We start from the raw sequence: 25,081 nt of genomic DNA, 5'->3' as shown, positions 1-25,081 counted from the left end.
ATATTGGCCCCTACACATTAAAATACAATCGCTAATCGAGCAAAAGCGACTTTGTCATATGGTAAAACCACCGTTTTTGTGCGTGTTTTGATACGAATAGATAATGTGACAGTTTCTCCGTCAAATGATTGTAATTCGCCTTCAAATTCTTTTGCACCTTCAATTGGTTCATATGTTTTTATGTATACATGCTTACCAATTGCACGTTCAAAATCTTTATCTTTTTTTAATGGGCGTTCCGCACCAGGCGATGACACTTCTAAGAAATAGTTATGAGGGATTGGATCTACTGCATCCATTTTCTCACTCAATTTTTCACTTACTGCTCCGCAGTCTTCGATATCCACGCCGGTATCAGAGTCGATAAACACACGTAAAAACCAATCTTTTCCTTCTTTTACGTATTCAATTTCAACAAGCTCTAAATTCATTTCCTCCAAGATAGGGGAAACCATTTCTTCCACTGTTTGTTTTACATTTTTACTCATTCTAATCCTCCCTTCGAGACATTGCATGGTATGTTTAGGTTACGCGTTTTTTATGTCTCTTATATCAAAAAAGAGTGGTTTATTTGCTATTTTTATTTTGCACTCTATAAGAGGTCTAACCTACTAGAGTGGAAATGTTGTCATTTGTGTTGCAGGATTTTAAACGTCACATAATAAATCAATCATGGTGATTGAAAATCTACAGAAAAAACGAATCATGCTAGAAGCCGATTCGTTCTCCATACTACTTACTATGTCAGTAAGTTCATATCAATAAGAAAGAGCGGGTTTCCCCACTCTTTCTCGTCCGTATCCTTAGCATTTCCACAATTACTATATCATAACCGCTTATTTTATGCAAATGTTAGAAAAGAGAAAGCTGGTTCTGATCAGGTAATGATTCAAGGCATCCATGGTTGTCTAGATACTCTAAAATCGTCTTTGATACTTTGCCTCGCTGCTGCAAGTCTTCTTTCGATAAAAACTCTCCCGTTTCACGAGCTTTTACAATGTTCAGCGCTGCATTTGTGCCAAGACCGGGAATAGCATTAAACGGTGGAACTAAAGACGTTCCGTCAATTAAAAATTCGTCCGCGCTCGATTCATATAAATCTACTTTTTTAAATGAATAGCCTCGTTCGCACATTTCTAAAGAAAGCTCAAGCACCGTTAATAAGTTTTTCTCTTTAGGAGATGCATCTAAACCTTTGGCATTGATTTCTTCCATCTTCGCTCGAATGGCAGTTGAGCCTTTGATCATCGTATCAATATCAAAGTCATCTGCACGAACCGTAAAGTATGCTGCGTAATAAAGAAGCGCGTGGTGCACTTTGAAATAAGCAATACGCACGGCCATCAATACATAAGCAGCCGCATGGGCTTTAGGGAACATATACTTAATCTTTTTACAAGAATCAATATACCAGTCCGGAACACCATTTTTGATCATTTCTTCTTCAAATTCAGGTGTTAGCCCTTTTCCTTTACGCACAGATTCCATAATTTTAAAGGCAAGTGAAGGTTCTAGACCTTGATAAATTAGATAAACCATGATGTCATCACGACAGCCAATTACTTCACTTAAGTTGCAAATATCATTGCGAATTAGCTCCTGCGCATTACCAAGCCATACGTCCGTCCCGTGCGACAGTCCCGAGATTTGAACAAGCTCTGAAAACGTCGTTGGTTTCGTATCTTCTAACATTTGACGCACAAAGCGCGTTCCAAATTCAGGTATGCCAAGCGTTCCTGTTTTACACATAATTTGCTCTTCTGTTACGCCAAGTGATTCCGTTCCGCTAAAAATTTTCATCACTTCAGGATCATCCGTCGGAATCGTTTTTGGATCAATTCCACTTAAATCTTGAAGCATGCGAATCACGGTCGGATCATCGTGTCCGAGTATATCAAGTTTTAATAAATTATCATGAATCGAATGGAAGTCAAAATGAGTTGTTCTCCATTCGGAATTACGGTCGTCAGCTGGAAACTGGATCGGTGAAAAATCGAAGATATCCATATAGTCCGGCACAACGATAATCCCCCCTGGATGCTGACCAGTTGTACGTTTTACGCCCGTACATCCTGCTACTAAACGATCCACTTCTGCGTTTCGTAAATGTAAATCACGGTCACCAGCATAGCCTTTTACATAGCCATAAGCTGTTTTTTCGGCTACTGTACCGATTGTTCCCGCGCGGTATACATTATCTTCTCCAAACAATACTTTTGTATAGTTATGAGCTCGCGGCTGATACTCTCCGGAGAAGTTCAAATCGATATCGGGAACTTTGTCACCTTTGAATCCTAAGAACGTTTCAAACGGAATATCGTGTCCATCTTTAATAAATGGTACGCCACAATCGTCGCAGCTTTTGTCCGGCAAGTCGAATCCGGAACCAACGGAACCGTCATTAAAAAACTCGGATTTCTTACATTTTGGACAAACATAATGCGGCGGCAGTGGGTTTACTTCTGTAATTTCCGTCATCGTCGCAACGAATGAAGACCCTACGGAACCACGTGAGCCAACTAAGTAACCATCATTCAAGGATTTTTTAACGAGTTTATGCGAGATCAAGTAAATAACGGCAAACCCGTGGCCAATGATACTTTTCAACTCTTTCTCTAGACGAGCTTCTACTACTTCAGGCAGCTCTTCACCGTAAATGCTGCGTGCCATCGCATAACTCATTTCACGCATTTCTTCGTCCGCACCTTCAATTTTCGGCGTATATAAATCATCTTTAATTGGTTTAATATCATCGATCATATCGGCTATTTTTTGCGTATTATGAACAACAATTTCTTTCGCTTTGTCCCCATCTAAAAATGAAAAACAATTCAGCATCTCATCCGTTGATCTAAAGTGAACATCCGGCAGCTGATGACGGTTTAACGGATTAGCCCCGCCTTGTGAACCAATTAAAATTTTTCGGTAAATTTTGTCTTCCGGATTGAGATAGTGAACATTTCCTGTTGCTACAACCGGCTTTCCAAGCTTTTCACCAAGCTTCACAATATTACTGATAATATCTTTTAAAGCTTTCTCATCTCGCACTAAATCTAGTTCAATTAAGTGCTTGTAGTTGTCAGGAGGCTGCACTTCGATGTAATCATAAAATTCAGCTGCTCCTTCTACTTCATCGATTCCTTTTTGCATCATGCCTTCGAATACTTCGCCCCGGTCACATGCGGTTCCAATCAAGATGCCTTCTCGATATTTGTCGAGCTGAGATCTTGGAATTCGCGGAACTCGATAAAAGTAATTTAAATGAGAAATCGAAACGAGTTTAAATAGATTTTTTAAACCTACGTCGTTTTGTGCTAAAAGCGTCGCATGATAAGGACGGGCCCGCTGATATGCATTCCCTTCTCCCATATAATCATTTAAGCGATCGTGCATCGTAATTTCGCGTTCAAATGCATCTTTCAGCATTTTATTTAACAAATAGCCTGTTGTTTCCGCATCATAAATCGCGCGGTGATGCTGCACAAGTTCAATATCAAACTTTTTAGCAAGAGTATTTAAACGATGGTTTTTCATATGCGGATACAAAAATCTTCCGAGTTCAAGCGTATCAATAACGCCGTTGGCTGCTTTTTCTAATCCGATTTTTTGCAGTCCCATATTTAAAAATCCCATATCAAAGCTTGCATTATGAGCGACTAAAATACTGTCGCCCATCCACTCGTGAAAATCCCGAAGTACTTCTGAGATTTCAGGCGCATTTTGGACCATATCATCTGTAATACCCGTCAGCTCAATTGTTGTTGCAGACAGAGGATGATGAGGATTTGCAAACCGTTCAAATCGATCGATGATTTCGCCTTCTTTCATCTTCACGGCAGCAAGTTCAATAATCGTATCGTATACGGCTGACAAACCGGTTGTTTCCACGTCAAATACTACGTAAGTTGCTTCTGTCAAATCCACATGCTGCGGATTATAGGCAATCGGAACGCCGTCGTCTACTAAATTGACTTCCACTCCGTACAGTATTTTAATACCGTTCTTTTTCCCGGCTCCATACGCTTCAGGAAACGACTGTGCAACCGCGTGATCAGTTATCGCTACAGCCGGATGTCCCCATTTTTTGGCTTGTCCGACTAAAGCTCCAACAGATGAAACGGCATCCATTTGACTCATTGGCGTATGCAAGTGAAGTTCCACACGCTTTTCATCTTCAGGCGCTGTATCCTGTCTAGCGGGACCGGTAATCTCGTTGACATCATTTCCAATCATAACTAGATCACGGACAAATGTATCGTTTTGTACACTTCCGCGAACCTTTACCCACATTCCTTTTTTAATTGCTTGAAGTAAAGGAATATCTTCTTTGTCACGTGAAAACATTTTAACCATAATAGAGTTTGTATAATCTGTCACTTTAAAAATAAGAAGCGTACGTCCACTTCGTAATTCTCTAGTTTCTGCATCAAATACGTATCCTTCAACGGCAATTCGCTTTTCTTCATCCACAATGGAGTCCAGGCGAACCGTCTCGTCTTTAATCGTATATCCAATTGTAAGCGGACCTTTTGGTAGGTCTGGTCCATCACTTTTTTCATTTTCTTTATTTTGCATTTCTGTGATGGCTTGTAATACTTTTTCTGTATCTTCTTGTTTTCGTTGCTCTACAAACTGCTGAAATGCTTCTTCTGAATGTACAACTTCCGTCATTAGCTGAAGGTTCGGAAACCCATAGGACGCATACTGATCAGCAATTAACTGACTATACTTTTTACGTAAAGCCGTTCCTTCTGCATCATGTCGTGCGTTCACAATCAATTTGGCACCGTTCAATCTCGGCATTTGATCTTGTAAAAGCGACTGTAAAAGGGGAGATATGCCCTGCATTTCTCCAATACAATGCTTCCAATATGACTGTACATGCTCTTCCGTACATTCTTTATTAACGGTTTGAATAGAAAAAGAAACACTCGCAATATGAGAAAAAGCTGAAGACATGCGAGCATGGAATAACTCATAAATCTCAAAAGGTAATAACCCTTCTAAAGAAAAATGGAAATGCCATTTTTTTTGTTCTTTCTGAATGACGAGCTTTTCAATCGCTGCGTTTTCAAAGTAAGGAACAATTTGATCACTCGTCAGCTCTAACTGCTGCAGCAGCAACTTAAAACGCTCTTTTTTTCCTAGCGTTTGTGCTTCCAAGTTTTCTGCCTCCTTTTATAAATGAGTGCAATCTATTTTAACATAAATGACTTCTATTCTGTCATATGTTCTGTTTATAAACATAAAAACAGCAGGGATACAAATCCCCGCTGCTTCATTACTTCGCTAGCAGTTCTTTCACAGTTGAAACAAGATTGTCAACTGACACTTCTAATGACTCTCCAGTTTTGCGTACTTTTACTTCTACAATTCCTTCAGATGCACGTTTACCAACTGTTACTCGAACAGGAAGACCAATTAAATCTGCATCTGCAAATTTTACTCCTGCACGCTCTTGGCGATCATCTAACAGCACTTCAAAGCGATTATCTAATAACTCATTATATAATTTCTCACCTAGTTCACGCTGTTCATCATTTTTCACGTTAACTGGAATAACGTGCACTTGATAAGGCGTAACAGCTTCTGGCCATAGAAGGCCGTTTTCATCATTAAATTGTTCCGCAATCGCAGCTACTGTACGAGAAACACCGATACCATAGCAGCCCATAATCATTGGCTGGCTGCGTCCGTTCTCATCTAGGTACGTTGCTCCCATCGCTTCACTGTAGCGAGTTCCTAGTTTAAAGACGTGGCCCACTTCAATACCTTTAGCGAACTTGATAACGCCTTGTCCATCCGGTGACTGATCCCCTTCTTGAATGAAGCGGAAATCTTCGTAAGTTGCATTAAAGTTACGTTCATTCACATTTGTGTAGTGATAATCTTCTTCATTTGCTCCGCATACACCGTTAACAATTGCTTTTACCGCATGATCAGCTACCACTTCTACTGAATCACTTACACCAATCGGTCCTACTGAACCAACTGCGCATTTTAATACTTCTTTTGTTTCTTCTGGAGTTGCCAGTTCAACAACGGAAGCTTCAAAATAGTTTTTCACTTTAATATCGTTTACTTCGTGATCCCCGCGAACAAGTACAAGCACAAAACGATCATCTACTTTAAATAAAAGGGACTTGATACAAGAAGTCGCTTCAACATTTAAGAAAGCAGCTACGTCTTCAATGCTATGCTGATTTGGTGTTTCCACTTTTGTTAATTCTTTTTCAGCTTCATCTGATTTTTCATACGTATTTACAACCGGTGCCATTTCAACATTTGCTGCATAAGAAGATGTATCTGAATAAGCGATTGTATCTTCCCCGATTTCAGAAAGAACCATAAATTCATGCGTATCTTTTCCGCCCATTGCACCTGAATCAGCGATAACCGCACGGAAATTTAATCCGCAGCGCTCAAAGATGCGGCTGTAGGCAGCAAACATTTTATCATATACTTCATCTAAACTTTCTTGAGAAGCATGAAACGAATATGCATCTTTCATAATAAATTCACGACCGCGTAATAAGCCAAAGCGTGGACGTTTTTCATCGCGGAACTTCGTTTGAATTTGATATAAATTTAGCGGTAAACGTTTGTATGACTTCACTTCGTCACGAAGCAAGCTTGTGATAACTTCTTCGTGTGTTGCTCCCAAAGCAAATTCACGGCCGTGACGATCTTTCATACGCATTAACTCAGGTCCGTATGAATACCAGCGGCCAGACTCTTGCCACAATTCAGCTTGTTGTAAAGCAGGCATTAATAATTCGACAGAACCTGCACGGTCCATCTCTTCACGAACAATTTGTTCAACTTTTTGCAATACGCGCTTACCAAGCGGTAAAAAGCTGTACACGCCGCTTGCATTTTGGCGCATATAACCTGCGCGCAATAGAAGCTGATGGCTTTTTATATCCGCATCAGCTGGCACTTCTCTTAATGTAGGAATCAATGTAGAACTTTGTCTCATAACCTCGCACCTCTTTGCTTACTTCTCTATCTTATTTTTTTAAGGCGGACCATGCCGCAATTTTCATATAATCAGCGAGGGAATATCCCTCGCTGAGCGTATGTCTTATAAAAAGAACTTTTGAATATCGTTCCACGTTACAACAAGCATCAGCAGCATTAATAAAGCAAAACCGATAAAATGAACAATGCCTTCTTTTTGACGATCAATTGGCTTACCGCGAATTCCTTCTACAGCGAAGAACAATAGTCGTCCTCCATCTAAAGCAGGAAGTGGAAGCAAATTGACAATCCCTAAGTTAATACTTAAAACGGCTGCCCATTTCATTAGATAATAAATGCCTGACTGTGCTACTTGATCGGTTGCTGCGTAAATACCTACAGGACCAGAAAGCATATCCAGTTTGAACTGTCCTGTCACAAGCTTCCCTAGACCCGTTAAGATTTCTTTCATCCACGTATATGTCTCAGTAGCTCCGTGCGTGATCGAACCAATGAATGACTTTTCAACCGGTGCATATACGCCAATTAATCCAATTGTCTGTTCCCCAACTTTGCGACTTTCAGGTGTAATCGGAATATCTAGCGTTTTGCCGCCGCGCTGAACCGTGAATGTAATTTGCTGTTCAGGATGTTTTTGAATTACTTTTACGACATCATCCCACGTTGAAACACTTTGTCCATCAATTGCTTGAACTGTATCTCCTTGTTTGAGTCCCGCATCAACGGCTACTCCATCTGATGTTAATTTGCCCATCACGGGTTTGTCAACAACATATCCTTGAGAAATCCCAAGAACGATAAAAATAACAAAGGCTAATATAAAGTTCATTAGCGGACCAGCGAAAATGGCTAGCGCACGCTGACCAAGAGTTTTAGAAGCAAACTGACGGCTGTAAGGTGCAATTTGAATTTCTTCTCCGTCCATAACGAAGTAAGATTCTTCTGCTACCTCGAATTTTTGCAGACGTTCATCCTCACCTTCTTCATAACCTGAAATAAATAGATTATGCTCTAAGTCTGCTTGCTCTACCTCAATAACTTTTGCATTTGGATGCTGTTCCTTGTTATTAATAATGACTTTATTTACTTTGCCTTCCTTATCAAACATGAGGCCCACCATTTGACCAGGCTTTACTTCGATCATTTCTGGGTCTTCTCCAGCCATTCGAACAAATCCACCTAGAGGCAGCAAGCGAATGGTATAAACTGTTTCATCTCGTTTAAATGAAAAGATTTTGGGACCAAACCCAATGGCAAACTCACGGCATAAGATGCCTGCACGCTTTGCAAAAACTAAATGACCAAGCTCATGAAAGAATACAAGAGCTCCAAAAATGACGACAAACGCAATGACTGTGTTCAATGGGTATTACCCCCTTCATGTAATAGAGTCAAATCTCCACCCACCAGAAATAAGTGAGTGGCTTCTCTCGCACGCGCATTATCGAGAGATGGCGGATCTAACAAACTCTCTTGCTTCTAAATCTACTTCTTTAATAGTAGATAAACAAGGTTTCTGTATTACAGTATGTTCATTCATTGCTTTTTCAATCACATCTTCAATTTGTAAAAATGTAATGTGACCATCTAAAAAGGCTTGAACAGCTTCTTCGTTAGCTGCATTTAAAACAGTCGGAAGTGTTCCACCCGCTTTGCCAGCCTCAAATGCAAAAGCTAAACAGCGAAAACGCTCTTCATCCATTTTAGCGAAGTGAAGCTGGCCAATATCCGCCAAACTTAAACGCTTGGTGTTAGGCAAAGACATGCGTTTTGGATACGTTAACGCGTATTGAATTGGCACGCGCATATCAGGCGTTCCAAGCTGAGCAATAACGCTTGTATCCGAATACTCTACCATAGAATGAATGATGCTTTCCTTATGTAACAATACATCAATTTTCTCATAGGGAAGATCAAAAAGCCAATGTGCTTCAATCACTTCTAATCCCTTATTCATCATCGTTGCCGAATCAATTGTAATTTTAGCTCCCATCGACCAGTTTGGATGATTTAATGCATCTTCAACCGTTACTCCTTGTAGTTCTGCTCTCGTTTTATCTCGAAAGCTTCCTCCAGAAGCCGTTAAAATTAAACGGTCTATTGCTTTTTGATCTTGCCCTTGCAAACTTTGAAAAATAGCTGAGTGCTCACTGTCTACCGGTAAAATATCAGCGCCATATTCCTTGGCTGCTTCCATAACAAGGTGACCAGCGGTAACAAGTGTCTCCTTATTTGCAATAGCAATCGTTTTTCTCATTTTGATTGCTTCTAGCGTAGGAGTCAACCCTACACTTCCAAGAACAGCATTTACTAAAACTTCTGTGGATGGATGAGTTGCCACTTCCACAAGTCCTTCTTCTCCATAAACAAATCGAATAGAAGGGAATTCTGCTTGCAGTGACAGACAATCTTCTTTCTTCATCACAGAAACAAGGGCTGGCTTACACTGCTGAATAATCTTTCTTGCTTCATTAATATTTCGACCTACAGAGATTGCTGAGAGCTCAAAATGCTCAGGATGCGCTCGAACAATATCAACGGTTTGAGTACCGATTGAGCCTGTAGCTCCTAACAAGGAAATTTTCTTCAAGTATATTCACTCCTATTAAAACAAAGACATCTTTTTTATAGAGATAATAAAAAAGCTAAAATTGGCATGATGAACATCAAACTGTCAAAACGGTCTAAAATCCCACCATGCCCCGGTAAAATCTTCCCTGAATCTTTTACGCCATAGTGACGTTTGAACGCTGATTGTACAAGATCACCCATCTGTCCAAATAACGATACGATAATACCAATTACAAGCAGTTCAATCATAGTTTGATCAATATTTGCTAACAGCTTAAATACAATGGCTACTACAATGGCGCATACGACGCCACCAACAAAACCTTCAATTGTTTTATTGGGACTGATTTCCGGCCATAGCTTTCGTTTCCCCATTGCTCGTCCAATAAAATAAGCTCCGGAATCCGTCGCCCAAATAATAAGAAAAGCAAAGAACAAATAAGCTAACCCGAACTCTTGACGAACCTCGATAAAATAATGAAAGCCAAAGCCAACATATACTGTCGTCAATAAAATAAACCCAACGTCATCGAAGGTAAATTTATTTTTAACTACAACCGTGTACATTAATAAAAGAAGGACAGCAGCAAGCGCTACTTCTATCTTATGTTCACTTAAGAATTGAAATGCAACATCTCTTCCATTTGGTAGTAAAAACACCCAGGTTAGCAATAAACTAATGATACTTGGAAAAGACATTGCTTTCAAATGTTTCATTTTTAAAAGCTCAATTACACCAACTGTTCCGATTACATACATGATAAGGGTAAAAGGTAACCCTCCAATTAAAACAATCGGCACAAATACCGCAAGTGCTACAATCGCGGTGATAATGCGCTGTTTCATCTTGTTTTCCACACCTTCTTATACACCACCAAAGCGGCGACCGCGCTTTTGAAACGCCTCGACTGCTTCGATTAAATGATTTTCTTTAAAATCTGGCCATAATACTTCTGTAAACCAAAACTCTGTGTAAGCTAGCTGCCAAAGCATAAAATTACTTAAGCGAAGCTCACCGCTTGTACGAATAAGCAAATCCGGATCTGGAAGGCTTTTGCTCATTAAATAGGAAGAAAATAAATTTTCTGAAATAGAAGAGGAAGCTACTTTTCCCTGTTCTACATCTTCTACCAATGACTGAATAGCGCCCATGATTTCGTGACGGCTACCGTAATTGAGCGCGAAGTTTAAAATCAGCCCTGTGTTATGCTTTGTTTTTTCAATTGCGTTATCCACGGCTCGAATCGTATGGGCAGGGAGCTCACTTTTATCCCCCATAATACGAACTTGCACATTTTTTTCAATTAGCTCAGGCAGAAAGGTTGTTAAAAATTCCTCTGGCAGTTTCATTAAAAACTCGACTTCAGTTTTGGGGCGCTTCCAATTTTCAGTGGAAAATGCATATAAAGTTAATACTTTAACACCTAATTCATTGGCCAATCTGGTCACATGACGCACTACCTTCATTCCTTCATGATGGCCCATCATGCGAGGAAGAGCTCGTTTTTGCGCCCAACGACCGTTCCCATCCATAATAATTGCAATATGTTCAGGAACAGGGTGCTGTTTCACTTGATCTTTTCGTTCTGACAAAGACAGTGTATTTAAATCTTGACTTTTCTTCCATGCTTGAAATTTTCTTAACATGCAAAGGTCCCCCGTTGTACGCTCTCACATAAACGTGTGGCTTATGTGAGTTTTTTCTTACTACACATTATTAACAAAAAAACCCCCTGTAAACAATAGAGGGTCTTTTACAATATATTTTACCTTGAAATGACTTAAACTGCCATAATTTCTTCTTCTTTATCTTTTGCCACTTTATCCACTTTTACGATATGGTCATCTGTTAGTTTTTGAATGTCATCACTGTAGCCGCGTAAATCGTCTTCAGTAATTTCACCTTTTTTCTCTAACTTTTTGAAATCATCGTTTGCATCACGGCGTACGTTACGAACCGCAACTTTTGCTTCTTCAGCATATTTTTTCACCATTTTCACTAACTCACGACGACGCTCTTCCGTTAAAGCAGGAATCGATAAACGGATAATAGTTCCATCGCTTGTAGGTGTTAACCCTAAGTCAGATTTTAAAATAGCTTTTTCAACTTCACCAATTTGTGATTTGTCATAAGGCTGAATAACAAGCATACGAGCTTCAGGCACGCTTACTTGCGCCAATTGGTTAATTGGTGTTGGTGCACCGTAGTATTCTACCGTTACGCGGTCAAGAAGTGACGCGCTTGCACGTCCAGCACGAATTGATGCTAGTTCGCGGCTAAATGATTGAATTGCTTTTTCCATTCTTTCTTTTGCGTTTTGCAACACTTGTTTTGGCATGTTTATTTCCCCTTTACAATTGTTCCAATGTTTTCGCCTGTAACGGCACGTTTAATATTGCCTTCTTCCGTAATTGAAAAAACAATTAGCGGAATATCGTTGTCCATACATAATGAAGAAGCTGTAGAATCCATAACAGCTAGTCCATCTTTTAAAACATCAATATACGTTAATGTTTCGTATTTTACAGCATCAGGTACAAGCTTAGGATCTGCATTATAAACGCCATCTACGTTGTTTTTAGCCATTAAGATAACGTCAGCTTCGATTTCAGCTGCACGCAAAGCTGCTGTTGTATCTGTAGAGAAATAAGGGTTTCCTGTACCCGCCGCGAAAATAACAACGCGTTTTTTCTCAAGATGACGAACAGCTTTTCTTCTAATATAAGGCTCTGCTACTTGTCTCATCTCGATAGAAGTCTGAACTCGTGTTTGCACACCAATGTTCTCTAAGCTATCTTGAAGAGCCAAAGAGTTCATTACTGTTGCTAGCATTCCCATATAATCAGCAGCGGCACGATCCATACCCATTTCACTGCCAATTTTACCACGCCAAATGTTTCCGCCACCAACGACTACAGCAATTTCCACACCTAATTCATAAACGGCTTTTACTTGTTCAGCAACAGATTTGATGATGGATGGGTTAATACCAAAACCCTCTTCACCAGCTAATGCTTCTCCACTTAACTTTAATACGATACGATTATATTTTGCTTGACTCATGCTTACCTCCATCGTTAACGGTGAGATCTCTTTTGTAAAAAAGGGAACACACAGTGTTCCCTATACGGTCAAACCCTTACTTTTTAACTTGGTTCATTACTTCTTCAGCGAAGTTGTCTTGACGTTTCTCAATACCTTCTCCTACTTCAAAACGAACGAAGCTTTCAACAGTAGCGCCTTTGCTCTCAACGAACTGACGTACTTTTTGATCAGGATTTTTAACAAATGTTTGATCTAGTAAGCAAATATCTTCGAAGAATTTGCCAAGGCGACCTTCAACCATTTTTGCAACGATTTTTTCTGGTTTGCCTTCGTTTAATGCTTGTTGAGTTAATACTTCGCGCTCACGCTCAGTTTCTTCAGCAGAAACTTGATCACGAGAGATGTATTTAGGGTTGATTGCAGCAATGTGCATAGCAACGTCTTTTGCAACAGCTTCTTCAGTTGTACCAGATAATACTGTTAACACACCGATACGTCCGCCAGCATGTAGGTAAGCACCGAATGCATCAGCATCAGTTTTTGTTGCTACAGCGAAACGACGTAGAGATAATTTTTCTCCGATTGTAGCGATTGCAGAGTTGATGTGTTCTTCAACAGTTGCACCGTTTTCCATTTTTTGAGTAGCAGCTTCAGCAGCGTCAGCTGGTTTGTTAGCTAAGATGTGAGCAGCTAATTCTTTTGTTAATTTTTGGAAACCTTCGTTTTTCGCAACGAAATCAGTTTCAGAGTTAACTTCTAAGATAACAGCTTCGTTACCTTGAGTTTCGATGTAAGTTAGACCTTCAGCAGCAATACGGTCTGATTTTTTAGCAGCTTTTGCAATACCTTTTTCACGTAAGAAATCGATTGCTTGCTCCATATCACCGTTAGTTTCAGTTAACGCTTTTTTACAATCCATCATACCAGCGCCAGTTTTTTCACGTAGTTCTTTTACCATTTGAGCAGTAATTGCCATAATGTGTAGCCTCCTTGTTTGGGTATGTAATTAATGTATATAAATGGGTTAAATCTTTTCAAAAAAAGGTGATAAAAGGCTATTCCCTCTTATCACCTTTCACGGAATTAAGCAGTAGTTGTTTCAGTTTCAACTGCTGTTTCTTCACCTTGTTTAGCTTCTAGAATAGCATCAGCAACTTTAGAAGTTAAAAGTTTAACAGCACGAATTGCATCATCGTTTGCAGGGATTACATAATCAATTTCGTCTGGATCACAGTTAGTGTCTACGATACCAACGATTGGAATGTGTAATTTTTTAGCTTCCGCTACTGCAATACGCTCTTTACGAGGGTCAATGATGAATAATGCATCTGGAAGTTGTTTCATATCTTTAATGCCGCCTAAGAATTTTTCAAGACGCTCTAACTCTTTTTTAAGTTGAACTACTTCTTTCTTAGGTAGTACTTCAAAAGTACCGTCTTCTTGCATTTTTTCGATATCTTTTAAACGTTTGATACGTTTTTGGATAGTTGAGAAGTTAGTTAATGTACCACCTAACCAACGTTGGTTAACAAAGTACATACCAGCGCGAGCTGCTTCTTCTTTAACAGAATCTTGAGCTTGTTTTTTCGTACCTACGAATAAAACAGTACCGCCGTCTGCAGCTAATTCTTTAACGAATTTGTACGCTTCTTCTACTTTCTTAACTGTTTTTTGAAGATCGATAATGTAGATGCCGTTACGCTCAGTGAAGATGTATTTCTTCATCTTTGGGTTCCAACGGCGAGTTTGGTGACCGAAATGTACACCAGCTTCTAGTAATTGTTTCATTGAAATTACTGACATGTGTTTTTCCTCCTAATGGTTTTAAGTCTCCTCCGCTTATTTCATCTTCAGCCGAAACTACAAAAAGTAGCACCATCAACCGAATCAACAAGCGTGTGTAATAACACCAAAAACAAATATAGCACACTCCTTTTTCACAAGCAAGCGTTTCATTAAGTTTATTGATGAAATTTCAATAATAATTCGATTTCAGTTTTCCCTCTGTGTAAATGTTTTGCAATTTCTTCAATTGTTAAACCTTTTCTTTTTAAATAAACGGAAAATTCTTTTATCTCTTCACCTGACAAATCTTGAATTTGGTCTGTAGTTAATTCGTCAAAAGATGTGCGTATATGTTTCTGATTTTCTTCTATAGAAAGAAGTTCATGCAGCGACTGGGAAGGCTCACTTTTTAGATCTACCCTTTGAACAAGCATGTCTTCTTCATCTACCAAAGGTGATTTTACGCTGCTTTTTTCTACTTCCGAAGAAAGCGAAGTGGAACGCTCTCGAAGCTGACTTAAAAACTGCTCGTTTTGTTCCTGAAATTCAGCGAGATAGGAGCTCATCGCAGCTTCCATTTTATTGATATTTTGCTGGTGCAAGCGTTCAATTCTTTTCACTTTGGTCACTTGCATATATAAAAGAATAATGCAAAACAGTGATAGACCATGAATTAAAAAACTAACTGTGAGTAAAAACCCCATTCTTTTACCTCTTTGCTAAATTATTTTACTTAAACTCGTACGCATTTTAAACAGCGCTTTCGAATGAATTTGAGAAATACGTGAAGTAGATAGCCCTAACAGCTGTGCGATCTCTGTGAAAGTCAGCTCTTCTTTATAGAATAATGAAACAACGAGCTGTTCTTTCTCATTTAGCTGCTCGATAACTTCAGCAAGCTCTTGATATCGTTCGTCGTTAATTAGCTCCTCTTCAGGAGAGAGCATTTTTTCATCTTTAATCGTATATTTTTGTTCTCCATCTTCATACTCTTTTGGCTGTTCTTCCATTGACAAAACGTTAGCTAAGAAGCCTTCATTCATCGTATGAACGACATCTGCTTCTGCCATGCCTACTTCTTTTGCAACTTCACTTGGTGCAACTCTACGCAAGTATCTTTGTTCAAGTGCTTCCGTTGCTTGCTCAATTCTTTTCGTCTTTTCCCTTGCGCTTCTTGATAGCCAATCTTCTTTACGAAGTCCATCTATTATCGCCCCTCGAATTCGAAAAGACGCATATGTATCAAACTTCAAGTCTCTACCGTAATCAAACTTTTCCAACGCATCGTAAAGGCCGACTAACCCTAAACTACGAAGCTCTTCTTTATGAATATTTTTAGGCAGCCCTACACTAATCCGCTGAACATGATAGTTAACAAGCGGCATATACTTTTTCACAAGCATGTTTCCCGCATGTGAGTCTCTCGTCTCTATCCATTCCTGCCAAATTTTATGTTCTTCAACTTCTTGTATACTTTTCAAGGGTCTTTCAACTCCTTTTTATAGCGCTATTAAACGGTAACGGTCAGGGCACGCTTTATATCGTTTTTATCCCTTCGTTAATCGTGCGAACCTTTAAAATAGCCGTTTGAGGATCAAATTCAATTGTGCGTCCGTTGTGTCCTCCTATAGCTTTTGCTGCAATTTCTACACTGTTTCTATGCAGCTCTTTCTCTACTGCTTGAACATTTCGAAGGCCAATTCGCATGACATCATTTCTTGGTTCAAATTGAAACATCTGCGCGCCTCCTGCTATTTTTGCTTTCAACAATTTTCTATGTGCGCCTTGTTTAATCAACATATTTATCAAATCAAAAATGGCTGTATCTGCATATTTAGCTCTATTAAAAGGACATTTGGACCCGCTTGAATCCGGAAGCATTACATGAGCGAGCCCAGCTACCGAGTGAACAGAGTCATAAACGACAACTCCTACACATGATCCTAATCCCGCTGTTCGAAGCACTGCGGGTGCATGTGTAACATTCATCTCGGCAATTCCTACCTTAATCACTTGTTTATCATCTCTCACAATTCTTCAACTCCTAGAAACTTCAGCGTGATATCCATTATTCGCTTGGCTCACTGGAGGTGGTCTTCTAAAGAGAGAACTTTAGGTAAATTTAGAAGAACAATTAAACGGCTATCTACTTTAACAACTCCGTTCAAGTATTCTACAGCTGTTCCTTCAACTGTTTCAGGCACTGAAGCAATCGTTTTTTCATCAATGTCTACTACATCATTTGCCGCATCCACAATCAAACCTGCTTCTACATCATTAAGACGAACCATAATAATACGTGTCAGCTCATGGTTAAGCTGTTCTTGCAAGTTAAAACGAGTGCGCAAATCAATAATCGGTGTAATAACACCGCGAAGATTAATAACACCTTTTACATATTCTTTTACTCCAGGAACGCGTGTTATGTGCTGAATCTTTTCAATCGATTGCACTTCTTCTACTGAAATTCCGTACTCCTCGTCCCCCAATTGAAACACAATAATTTTCATGCCTTTCTCCCTTTCTTTTTACAGCATTTGTTATTTGATCAAAGCGTTGCAATCAATGATAAGTGCTGCTTGTCCATCGCCTAAAATCGTGGCTCCTGAAATAGCAAATACACCCGGCAGATAATGACCTAAAGATTTTAAAACGATTTCCTGCTGACCGATAAAAGAATCAACAATTAGCCCGGCGGTCTTTTCTCCTTTTTTCACAATAACGACGGAATAATGATCTCTTTGTACCGAGTTAGGCACAGTAAATAGTTCTTTTAAATCAATAAGAGGAATAATGGCTCCTCGAAAGTCAATAACCTTTTGACCGTGTACATGCATGACCTCTTTCGGCTGAACAATAGCTGTTTCAATAATCGAAGAAAGCGGTAAGGCATAGCGCTCTTCACTCATTTGCACGAGTAAAGCAGAAATGATAGACAGAGTGAGCGGCAGTTGAATAGAAAAACGCGAACCGTATCCTTCGTTAGAATCGATCGTTACAGAACCCCCTAGCGATTCAATCGTGTTTTTCACGACATCTAGACCTACTCCTCGTCCGGAAACATCTGAAATTTGTTCAGCCGTCGAAAAGCCCGAAGCGAAAATGAGCTCGTACACTTGTTTATCCGTCAGCGTTTCAGCTGTTTTCTCATCAATAATTCCTCGATCTAACGCTTTTTGCAGTACCTTTTCACGATTGATGCCCGCCCCGTCATCTTCTAAATCAATAAAGACATGATTTCCGCTATGATAAGCTTTAAGGCGAATCGTTCCCTTTTCATTCTTTCCGCTCTCTAAGCGTGCTTGAGGCATTTCAATTCCGTGGTCAACGGCATTTCTTAATAAGTGAACAAGCGGATCTCCAATTTCATCAATGACAGTCCGGTCCAGCTCTGTATCAGCTCCGACAATTTGAAGTTCAATTTGTTTCCCTAAATCTTTTGAAAGCTGTCTCACCATACGGGGAAAACGATTAAAAACGGTTTCTACAGGCACCATACGCATATTTAAAATAATCGTTTGCAAATCTCCAGAAATACGAGACATCCGCTCTACCGTTTCGTCTAATTCGCTATTATTCAATTCTTTTGATATTTGTTCTAACCTGCCTCTATCAATAACTAGTTCTTCAAACAAGTTCATGAGGCTGTCCAAACGGTCAATATTAACTCGAATCGTCTTGTTATTTGAGGGCTGTCTTTTCTCTTCAACAGGCGATTTAGAAGGTGCTGATACAGTAACTTCCTGTATGGCTGCTGCTACTTCTGGTGAAACAAACTCCTCCATTTTTGTCTCCTTTTTTACGGGGACCGCAGCAATGTTCACGCTTTCTACTTCAGAGACTTCCATAATGCTTGTTTGCAGCTTTTCTTGCGATTCGTTTGTTACTAATACAACGATAAAAGATGATTCAAATTTTTCTTGTTCGATATCTTGAACAGTTGGCGCTGACTTAATGACGTCTCCTGCTTGCTCTAACACATCAAATATCATATACGCACGCGCAGCTTTTAACAGACAGGTGCGTTCAAGCTGTACGGTTATTTCAAACGCGTTAAACCCTTGGTCTGCGGTTTGACTCAGCAATGTTTGTTCAAACTCATCATATTCAATAGAAAAAGTCGCAGGCTGTTCTACGGGTTCCTCTGCTACAATACGCTGCAGCTTTTGAACAAGTAATTTGACATCAAGCCGACCATCACCGCCTTGTGAAATGGATTGAACCATTATTTCTAGCGCATCGACTGATTCAAACAAAGCATCAAGAACTTCCGTATGAACGTCGAGTTGGTGATTTCGAACAGCATCTAACACGTTTTCCATTTTGTGAGTTAATTGTGCTAAATCATCAAATCCCATTGTTGCAGACATACCTTTTAACGTATGAGCAGACCGAAAAATTTCATTTACATAGCCAAGATCATCGGTATTTTTTTCAAAACGCATTAGCTGGTCATTAACGTTTTGAAGATGTTCTTTGCTTTCTTCAATAAACACTTCTAGATATTGATTCATATCCATCGTAACTTCCCCTCCTATTTCTGTGCGTAGCGAGAAATAAAGCTTCCAACGTTTCGCAGCGGTTCAATATAATCAACAAGTTTTGTAGAAACGGCTGATTTGGGCATCCCATAAATGACAGCTGTTTCTTCAGATTCAGCTAATATAAGCGCGTCTTTATTTTTCTTTAAATCAATAACGCCTTCCGTTCCATCCGCTCCCATTCCCGTCAACACAATGGCAAGTTTTTGATAACCTGAAATTTTACTAATCGACTGAAACAAACGATCCACTGAGGGGCGATGTCCTTTTACAGGTGAAGAAGTGTCTAAACAAATGCTGAGCTGCCCCTTGTTCTCTACAACCGTCATATGAAAACCCCCAGGCGCAATATACGCACATCCTGAGCGAACGATTTCATTGTCTTTTGCTTCTTTCACTTCAATATCAGACAGCTGATTTAATCTAGCTGCTAATGATTTTGTAAAATTTGGCGGCATATGCTGCACAATAAAAATAGGTGCGTTTATGTCTTTTGAAACAGTTGATAATACTTCTTGCAGTGCACGCGGTCCTCCAGTAGAAGTGCCAATACAAATCATTTTGTTCACTTTCGCTTGTGTCGGGAGGTTATATACACTGCTGTTTTGCGCGTGCTGATGACTGCTTGAAGATATGTTGGCTTTACTAGCAAGCAATAGTTTAGAGATAAGCTCATCTTTCACTTTATGTAAGTCCAGCGAAATAGCTCCCGAAGGTTTAGCAACAAAATCAACTGCGCCGTACTGCATAGCGGTCAGCGTATTTTCAGCGCCTTCTATTGTTGTACTCGATAACATGACAACAGGAAGAGGCTTCACGCGCATGAGCTGTTTTAACATATCTAAGCCATTCATTTTGGGCATTTCAATATCAAGTGTCACAATGTCCGGGGATAGCTCGATTGCTTTTTTTAATCCTTCTTCACCGTTGCGTGCTGTACCCACAACGTGAAACCGATTGTCGCCTGCTAAAAAATCGCCAATCAGCTTTCGCATAAATGCAGAATCATCTACAATAAGCACCTTTATTTCATTCACTCTACTTTCCTACCTTTCAAGAAAAAATCGTTTGAGGCGCCGAATAAACATTCCTTGTGTGTTAGTGGCTGTCCTATCGTCTTGTGGAACAAGAATATTTACCATATCCACCAGTGATGTACTAGCTTTAGATTTTGGGTCTTGAAGAAAAAAAGGGATTTGACGATTAACTGCCTTTTGGACAGCTTGATCATCTGGGACAATACCTAATAGAGAAATAGATACGTTCAAAAACTGCTGAACAGCTCGATTAAATCGTTCATACGTCTCATTTCCTTCTTTGTCAGAAAGCGTTTTGTTAATAATAAGACGAATCGGTGCGGATACAGAGTAGGAAGCTGCTAGTTTAATAGCAGCGTAGGCATCTGTTATAGCTGTAGGTTCTGGTGTTGTGACCACGATCATTTCATCTACAGCTTTTAAAAACTTAAGCACACTCTCTGACATGCCCGCTCCCATATCAAAAATCATATAATCATATTGATTTGTTAACGAATTCAATTCTTTTATTAAATGAGCAAGGTCTGATGGAGACCATTCAAATACAGAGGAAATTCCTGTTCCACCAGCCACATAAGCTAAATTTTGAGGACCTTTTTTAATAATTTGCTGGATGGAAAGCTTTTTTTCCATCAAATCAACCATCGTATATGAAGCAGTTTGACCAATCAGAATATCAATATTTCCCATCCCTATATCCATGTCAAAAAGAAGAACTCTTTGCTTTTGCTTCGTTAGCGCAAGAGATAAGTTTAATGATAGATTCGACTTTCCAACTCCTCCTTTTCCGCTTAACACGGCTATCGTTTTACAATTCCTTAAAGAGTTTTGATGTTTCTTTAACACTTTTTCTCTTAAAACTGCTGCTTGATCATTCATCTTTCCAATCTCCAAACACATCGTCGATAAACTCTTCTATTTTAAATGACGAAACATCTTCTGGTACATCCTGCCCGTTTGTTGTAAAAGCAGCTCGTTGGCCGTAACGATACAACATATTTAAAAGCGAGCCTTTGTGAGTTGTTTCATCTCGCTTCGTAAAAATCAGTTGATCAACAGGGAGACTAGCAAAACGTTCATATATAACTTTCATATCTGATGCTTTTGACGTTAGTGCTAGAACAAGAAACGTTTGCAAATCTTCTTGAAACGTAATAATTTTCTTTAAATCATGTACATATTGCGGTTCTAAAAAGTTACGGCCTGCCGTGTCAATAAAAATCACATCGTACGCTTCTGTTTCTAGCAAAGCTTTTTTAAAATCTGCTCCGTTATAACAAATCGTTAAAGGAGCATTCAAGATCGAAGCGTACGTCTTGAGCTGCTCAATCGCTGAAATTCTATACGTGTCAGTTGTAATAAATGCTATTTTTTGATTGTGTTCCAGGACACACTTTGCGGCCAATTTAGCAAGAGTTGTTGTTTTACCGACACCTGTTGGTCCTACTACACTTACATATTTTTTGAAAGGACCGCTCCATTCACTTGCTTTAAACTGATTGACAAACCAGCTCTTCGTCCACTCCATCAGTTGGTTTGAGTTAGAGCGATGTAAGTAGTAGTACTCTAGCATAGGAGCCTCTACGCTTTTTAAAATAGCTTCGTCTATTTCTTGCAACCGCAAATAGGCAAGCACATCCTCCACTGCTTTTGGATATGAACCTGAGGAAACCTTTGGCATTTGATTCATTTGTGAGACAAGAGTATTTAACTCACTGAGCTGCTGCTTCATAAAAGATTGATTATCTTCCATACTGGATTCTGGCGGAAATGAGTTCTTCTTTACGCCCAGCTTTTCTACGGAATCGACAGCTGCCAATACTTCTATTTTTGCCTTAGTAAATAAGCCAAGAAACCCTCCTGTTCGAATTTGTTTTGAATGTAAAATAACCGCTTCCTCACCTAAATCTGAACGAATGGCTTTCATAGCTTGCGGCATAGATGCTACTACGTATTTTTTTACTTTCATCAGATATCCACCACTCCAACACTTTGAACTTCAACATTTGCTTCTAGCTCGTTATATGATAAAACCGCCATATGGGGAAAATACCGCTCAGTGATTTGGCGCACGTACATCCTCACCGCAGGAGAACATAACACAATTGGAGACTGTTCTTGAAAAGAAAGTGTTTCTGTTTGCTTGGCTATACTTTCTACGATAGCTTGTGAAACGTTAGGGTCTAGTGATAAATAATTCCCATGCTCCGTTTGTTGAACAGATTCCGCCATCGTTTTTTCAACTTTTCCTGAAAGGGTAAGAACTCGAAGCAGACCTTCTTGGACCTTATATTGACTGGTAATTTGTCTTGCGAGCCCTTGCCGGACATATTCAGTTAACAAATCGGTGTCTGACGTCATTTTTCCGTAGTCGGCCAGCACCTCAAAAATAATGGGTAAATTTCGAATTGAGACGCTTTCTTTTAAAAGCTTTGCCAGTACCCTTTGAATGTCTCCAACGGAAAGAGGATTAGGCGTTACTTCCTCAATTAAAATAGGATACGTTTCTTTTGTGTGATCGATTAGTTGTTTTGTCTCCTGCCTTCCAATCAGCTCATGCGCATACGATTTTATAACTTCTGTTATATGCGTAGACACAACCGACGGTGGGTCAACAACGGTATACCCGAACATCTCAGCCTGCTCCTTCACCGACTCACTAATCCATTTTGCAGGCATCTTAAAAGCTGGCTCTAACGTATCAATTCCTTCAATCAAATCATCATCCATTCCCGGACTGATTGCTAAGTAATGATCGAGCAGAATCTCCCCTTTTGCCACTTCATTGCCCTTTATTTTAAGACAGTATTCGTTGGGCTGAAGCTGGATGTTATCCCTGATGCGAACAACTGGAATGACTAATCCTAGCTCAAGTGCCAGCTGACGTCTAATCATAACAATCCGATCGAGCAAATCGCCTCCTTGATTCGTATCAGCAAGCGGAATTAATGCATAACCAAATTCAAATTCAATCGGATCAACGCTTAATAAATTGACAACACTCTCCGGACTTTTCATTTCATTGTCTTCCATCTCTTCTTCAGTAGGTGCCATTTCTTCACGAACCGCCTGATGCTTAGCCCGAGACAAATAATAGCCTCCCACTCCTAACAAAATAGCAATAGGCATTGTAATAACATCATTAATTGGCGTAATTAAACCTAGAGCCGCAATCGTTCCTCCAGTGACATAAAGCATAACTGGAAAAGCAAACAGCTGCTGTGTAATATCTTCGCTCAAATTGCCTGTTGAAGCAGCTCTAGTGACGATAATACCTGTCGCTGTTGAAATCATAAGGGCTGGAATTTGACTCACTAACCCATCGCCTACTGTTAACAAAGTAAAGGTTTGGGATGCTTCAGTGATGGACATTCCCATTTGCAGCATGCCGATAACAATCCCAAACAAGATATTAATAAGGGTGATGACAATCCCTGCAATGGCGTCACCTTTGACGAATTTACTAGCTCCATCCATTGCTCCGTAAAAATCTGCTTCGCGCTGAATTTTTTCACGGCGGTCAATTGCTTGCTTTTCTGAAATCATACCTGCATTTAAATCTGCATCAATACTCATTTGTTTACCCGGCATCGCATCCAAGGTAAAGCGGGCAGCTACTTCAGAAACACGCTCCGCTCCTTTTGTAATAACGAGAAACTGAATGATAATTAAAATAATGAAGACAACAAAGCCGACTAACGGGTTTCCTCCAATAACGAAGTGGCCAAATGTTTCCACCACTCCGCCTGCTTCTCCTGTTCCTAAGATTGAACGTGTTGTCGATACATTCAAACCTAATCGAAATAGCGTAAGAACCAGCAGCAAAGACGGAAATACCGATAGCTCTAAAGGTTCTTTCATATTCATGGAAACGAGCAGTACAAGCAGCGCAAGAGAAATGTTAATCATGATTAAAATACTTAATAACCATGAAGGCAACGGAATAACAAGCATAACGATAATGAGTACAACACCTATAACAACTGGCAGTTCTCTTGCAGACATTAATTTTTCTCTCCTTACAATAGCGTAACGTTACATTTTATTTTGAATGCGGTATACGTAAGCTAATATTTCAGCCACCGCTTTAAAAAACTCTTCGGGTACTGCATCCCCTACTTTGGTTTGGTCAAAAAGTGCTCTTGCCAGCGGGCGGTTCTCTACCATGATGATTTCATGGCTTTTGGCAATTCCTTTAATCTTTTGAGCAATAAAGTCTACGCCGCTGGCTACAACATAGGGAGCATCCATTTTTTCTTCATCATATTTTAAAGCAATGGCATAATGAGTAGGGTTTGTAATGATGACATCTGCTTTTGGAACTTCTTGCATCATGCGAGACATTGCCATTTCCCGCTGCTTTCGCTTTATTTTTGACTTGATTAGAGGATCCCCTTCAATGTTTTTATGCTCATCTTTGATATCTTGCTTTGACATTCGAATATTTTTCTCGAAATCAAACTTTTGGTGCAAATAATCAAGCAGCGATAAAAATAAAAGCATAAGCGAGGCTGCAAGTCCCATTTGAAAAACAAGCTTAGATAGAACAACCAGCGAGTCCCCTATACTTTTTTGAGATAAATTTAATACATCTTCTATGCGAATCCATAAGATAAAAAACGTGACGGCTCCGATACATATAATTTTCAGCGTTGACTTGATTAGTTCTACCAGCGCTCTCATGGCAAAAATCCGTTTGGCTCCGCTAATAGGGTTAATCTTTTCTAACTTAGGCTGAAGAGCCTCCGTGGAAAAAAGAATACCAACCTGCATATAATTCGCTCCGAGCGCAGCAATAAAAGCTGCGAGCATAACAGGACCTGCTGCAAGGGCTACTGAAGGAAGAAGGTGCTTAAACATCGCAAATACGCGCTCTGCCGTCACTTCCTCAAGCATATACGTTTGAAAAGCTTCTCTTAACAACTTCATCATTTGCTGTAAAAACTGTTTGGCTCCAAACAAAAAATAAAGAAAAACCATTAAAAGGATGAGCGCTGTTGTAACATCTTGACTTTTAGCTACCTGTCCTTTTTTTCTAGAGTCTTGCTTTTTTTTAGGTGTAGCTTTTTCCGTTTTTTCTCCCGCAAAAAATTGCAAATCAACTTTTACTAAAAACAAAG

General features: G+C 39.6%; 21 protein-coding genes. All 21 read right to left on the bottom strand.

Annotated features, from left to right (window positions below):
* Nucleotides 1-17: 17 nt before the first annotated feature.
* The 21 genes from rimP to flhB all read right to left on the bottom strand — a co-directional run bounded on the left by rimP (nucleotide 18) and on the right by flhB (nucleotide 25,079).
* Entirely contained in the window at nucleotides 18-488 is a 471-nt protein-coding gene (rimP, locus tag MMB69_RS03755) for a ribosome maturation factor RimP (RefSeq protein WP_013084764.1), read from the bottom strand.
* Between the two features lie 364 nt (nucleotides 489-852).
* A complete protein-coding gene (locus MMB69_RS03750) occupies nucleotides 853-5,163 on the bottom strand; it encodes a PolC-type DNA polymerase III (protein ID WP_221784440.1) in 4,311 nt (1,436 codons plus the stop codon).
* A gap of 118 nt (nucleotides 5,164-5,281) precedes the next feature.
* A complete protein-coding gene (locus MMB69_RS03745; protein ID WP_277447178.1) occupies nucleotides 5,282-6,979 on the bottom strand; it encodes a proline--tRNA ligase in 1,698 nt (565 codons plus the stop codon).
* A gap of 105 nt (nucleotides 6,980-7,084) precedes the next feature.
* Nucleotides 7,085-8,344 carry an RIP metalloprotease RseP gene (gene rseP / locus MMB69_RS03740; protein WP_221784442.1) on the bottom strand — a complete coding sequence of 420 codons (1,260 nt, stop codon included), beginning with the start codon at nucleotides 8,342-8,344 and terminating at the stop codon, nucleotides 7,085-7,087.
* Between the two features lie 78 nt (nucleotides 8,345-8,422).
* A complete protein-coding gene (dxr, locus tag MMB69_RS03735; protein WP_013058844.1) occupies nucleotides 8,423-9,571 on the bottom strand; it encodes a 1-deoxy-D-xylulose-5-phosphate reductoisomerase in 1,149 nt (382 codons plus the stop codon).
* 35 nt (nucleotides 9,572-9,606) lie between these two features.
* On the bottom strand, nucleotides 9,607-10,398 hold the full coding sequence (locus tag MMB69_RS03730) for a phosphatidate cytidylyltransferase (protein ID WP_014458463.1): 792 nt from the start codon (nucleotides 10,396-10,398) through the stop codon (nucleotides 9,607-9,609).
* 18 nt (nucleotides 10,399-10,416) lie between these two features.
* Nucleotides 10,417-11,199 (bottom strand): isoprenyl transferase, encoded by a 783-nt coding sequence (locus MMB69_RS03725; RefSeq protein WP_028410833.1) that lies wholly within the window; start codon nucleotides 11,197-11,199, stop codon nucleotides 10,417-10,419.
* A 134-nt stretch (nucleotides 11,200-11,333) separates the two neighbouring features.
* Nucleotides 11,334-11,891 carry a ribosome recycling factor gene (gene frr / locus MMB69_RS03720; protein ID WP_013058847.1) on the bottom strand — a complete coding sequence of 186 codons (558 nt, stop codon included), beginning with the start codon at nucleotides 11,889-11,891 and terminating at the stop codon, nucleotides 11,334-11,336.
* A gap of 2 nt (nucleotides 11,892-11,893) precedes the next feature.
* Nucleotides 11,894-12,616 carry a UMP kinase gene (gene pyrH / locus MMB69_RS03715; protein WP_013058848.1) on the bottom strand — a complete coding sequence of 241 codons (723 nt, stop codon included), beginning with the start codon at nucleotides 12,614-12,616 and terminating at the stop codon, nucleotides 11,894-11,896.
* 76 nt (nucleotides 12,617-12,692) lie between these two features.
* Nucleotides 12,693-13,574, bottom strand: a complete 882-nt coding sequence (tsf, locus tag MMB69_RS03710; RefSeq protein WP_013058849.1) for a translation elongation factor Ts — start codon at nucleotides 13,572-13,574, stop codon at nucleotides 12,693-12,695.
* Nucleotides 13,575-13,681: 107 nt separating this feature from the next.
* Nucleotides 13,682-14,401, bottom strand: a complete 720-nt coding sequence (gene rpsB / locus MMB69_RS03705; protein WP_013058850.1) for a 30S ribosomal protein S2 — start codon at nucleotides 14,399-14,401, stop codon at nucleotides 13,682-13,684.
* 158 nt (nucleotides 14,402-14,559) lie between these two features.
* Complete coding sequence (locus tag MMB69_RS03700) at nucleotides 14,560-15,087, bottom strand: hypothetical protein (RefSeq protein WP_140451697.1); 528 nt, start codon at nucleotides 15,085-15,087, stop codon at nucleotides 14,560-14,562.
* Between the two features lie 15 nt (nucleotides 15,088-15,102).
* Complete coding sequence (locus tag MMB69_RS03695; RefSeq protein WP_221784444.1) at nucleotides 15,103-15,864, bottom strand: FliA/WhiG family RNA polymerase sigma factor; 762 nt, start codon at nucleotides 15,862-15,864, stop codon at nucleotides 15,103-15,105.
* A gap of 55 nt (nucleotides 15,865-15,919) precedes the next feature.
* Nucleotides 15,920-16,414: a chemotaxis protein CheD gene (locus MMB69_RS03690; protein WP_277447177.1), complete on the bottom strand. Its 495-nt coding sequence runs from the start codon at nucleotides 16,412-16,414 to the stop codon at nucleotides 15,920-15,922.
* Nucleotides 16,415-16,464: 50 nt separating this feature from the next.
* Complete coding sequence (locus MMB69_RS03685) at nucleotides 16,465-16,893, bottom strand: chemotaxis protein CheW (RefSeq protein ID WP_014458457.1); 429 nt, start codon at nucleotides 16,891-16,893, stop codon at nucleotides 16,465-16,467.
* A 30-nt stretch (nucleotides 16,894-16,923) separates the two neighbouring features.
* On the bottom strand, nucleotides 16,924-18,903 hold the full coding sequence (locus MMB69_RS03680; RefSeq protein WP_277447176.1) for a chemotaxis protein CheA: 1,980 nt from the start codon (nucleotides 18,901-18,903) through the stop codon (nucleotides 16,924-16,926).
* Nucleotides 18,904-18,917: 14 nt separating this feature from the next.
* Nucleotides 18,918-19,961, bottom strand: a complete 1,044-nt coding sequence (locus tag MMB69_RS03675) for a protein-glutamate methylesterase/protein-glutamine glutaminase (RefSeq protein ID WP_221784446.1) — start codon at nucleotides 19,959-19,961, stop codon at nucleotides 18,918-18,920.
* A gap of 9 nt (nucleotides 19,962-19,970) precedes the next feature.
* Nucleotides 19,971-20,840 carry a MinD/ParA family protein gene (locus MMB69_RS03670; RefSeq protein ID WP_221784447.1) on the bottom strand — a complete coding sequence of 290 codons (870 nt, stop codon included), beginning with the start codon at nucleotides 20,838-20,840 and terminating at the stop codon, nucleotides 19,971-19,973.
* Nucleotides 20,833-21,930 carry a flagellar biosynthesis GTPase FlhF gene (gene flhF / locus MMB69_RS03665; RefSeq protein WP_221784448.1) on the bottom strand — a complete coding sequence of 366 codons (1,098 nt, stop codon included), beginning with the start codon at nucleotides 21,928-21,930 and terminating at the stop codon, nucleotides 20,833-20,835. Before flhF ends, MMB69_RS03670 begins: the two co-directional genes overlap by 8 nt.
* Nucleotides 21,930-23,966, bottom strand: coding sequence for a flagellar biosynthesis protein FlhA (flhA, locus tag MMB69_RS03660; RefSeq protein WP_277447175.1), 2,037 nt, complete (start codon nucleotides 23,964-23,966; stop codon nucleotides 21,930-21,932). Before flhA ends, flhF begins: the two co-directional genes overlap by 1 nt.
* A 30-nt stretch (nucleotides 23,967-23,996) precedes the next feature.
* Entirely contained in the window at nucleotides 23,997-25,079 is a 1,083-nt protein-coding gene (gene flhB / locus MMB69_RS03655) for a flagellar biosynthesis protein FlhB (RefSeq protein WP_277447174.1), read from the bottom strand.
* Between the last annotated feature and the right edge of the window lie 2 nt (nucleotides 25,080-25,081).

The sequence above is a fragment of the Priestia sp. P5 genome (assembly GCF_029522155.1).
GTDB lineage: Bacteria > Bacillota > Bacilli > Bacillales > Bacillaceae_H > Priestia > Priestia megaterium_E.
The sequence above is the reverse complement of the archived record's forward strand: the minus strand, read 5'-3'. Positions and strand labels throughout refer to the sequence as shown.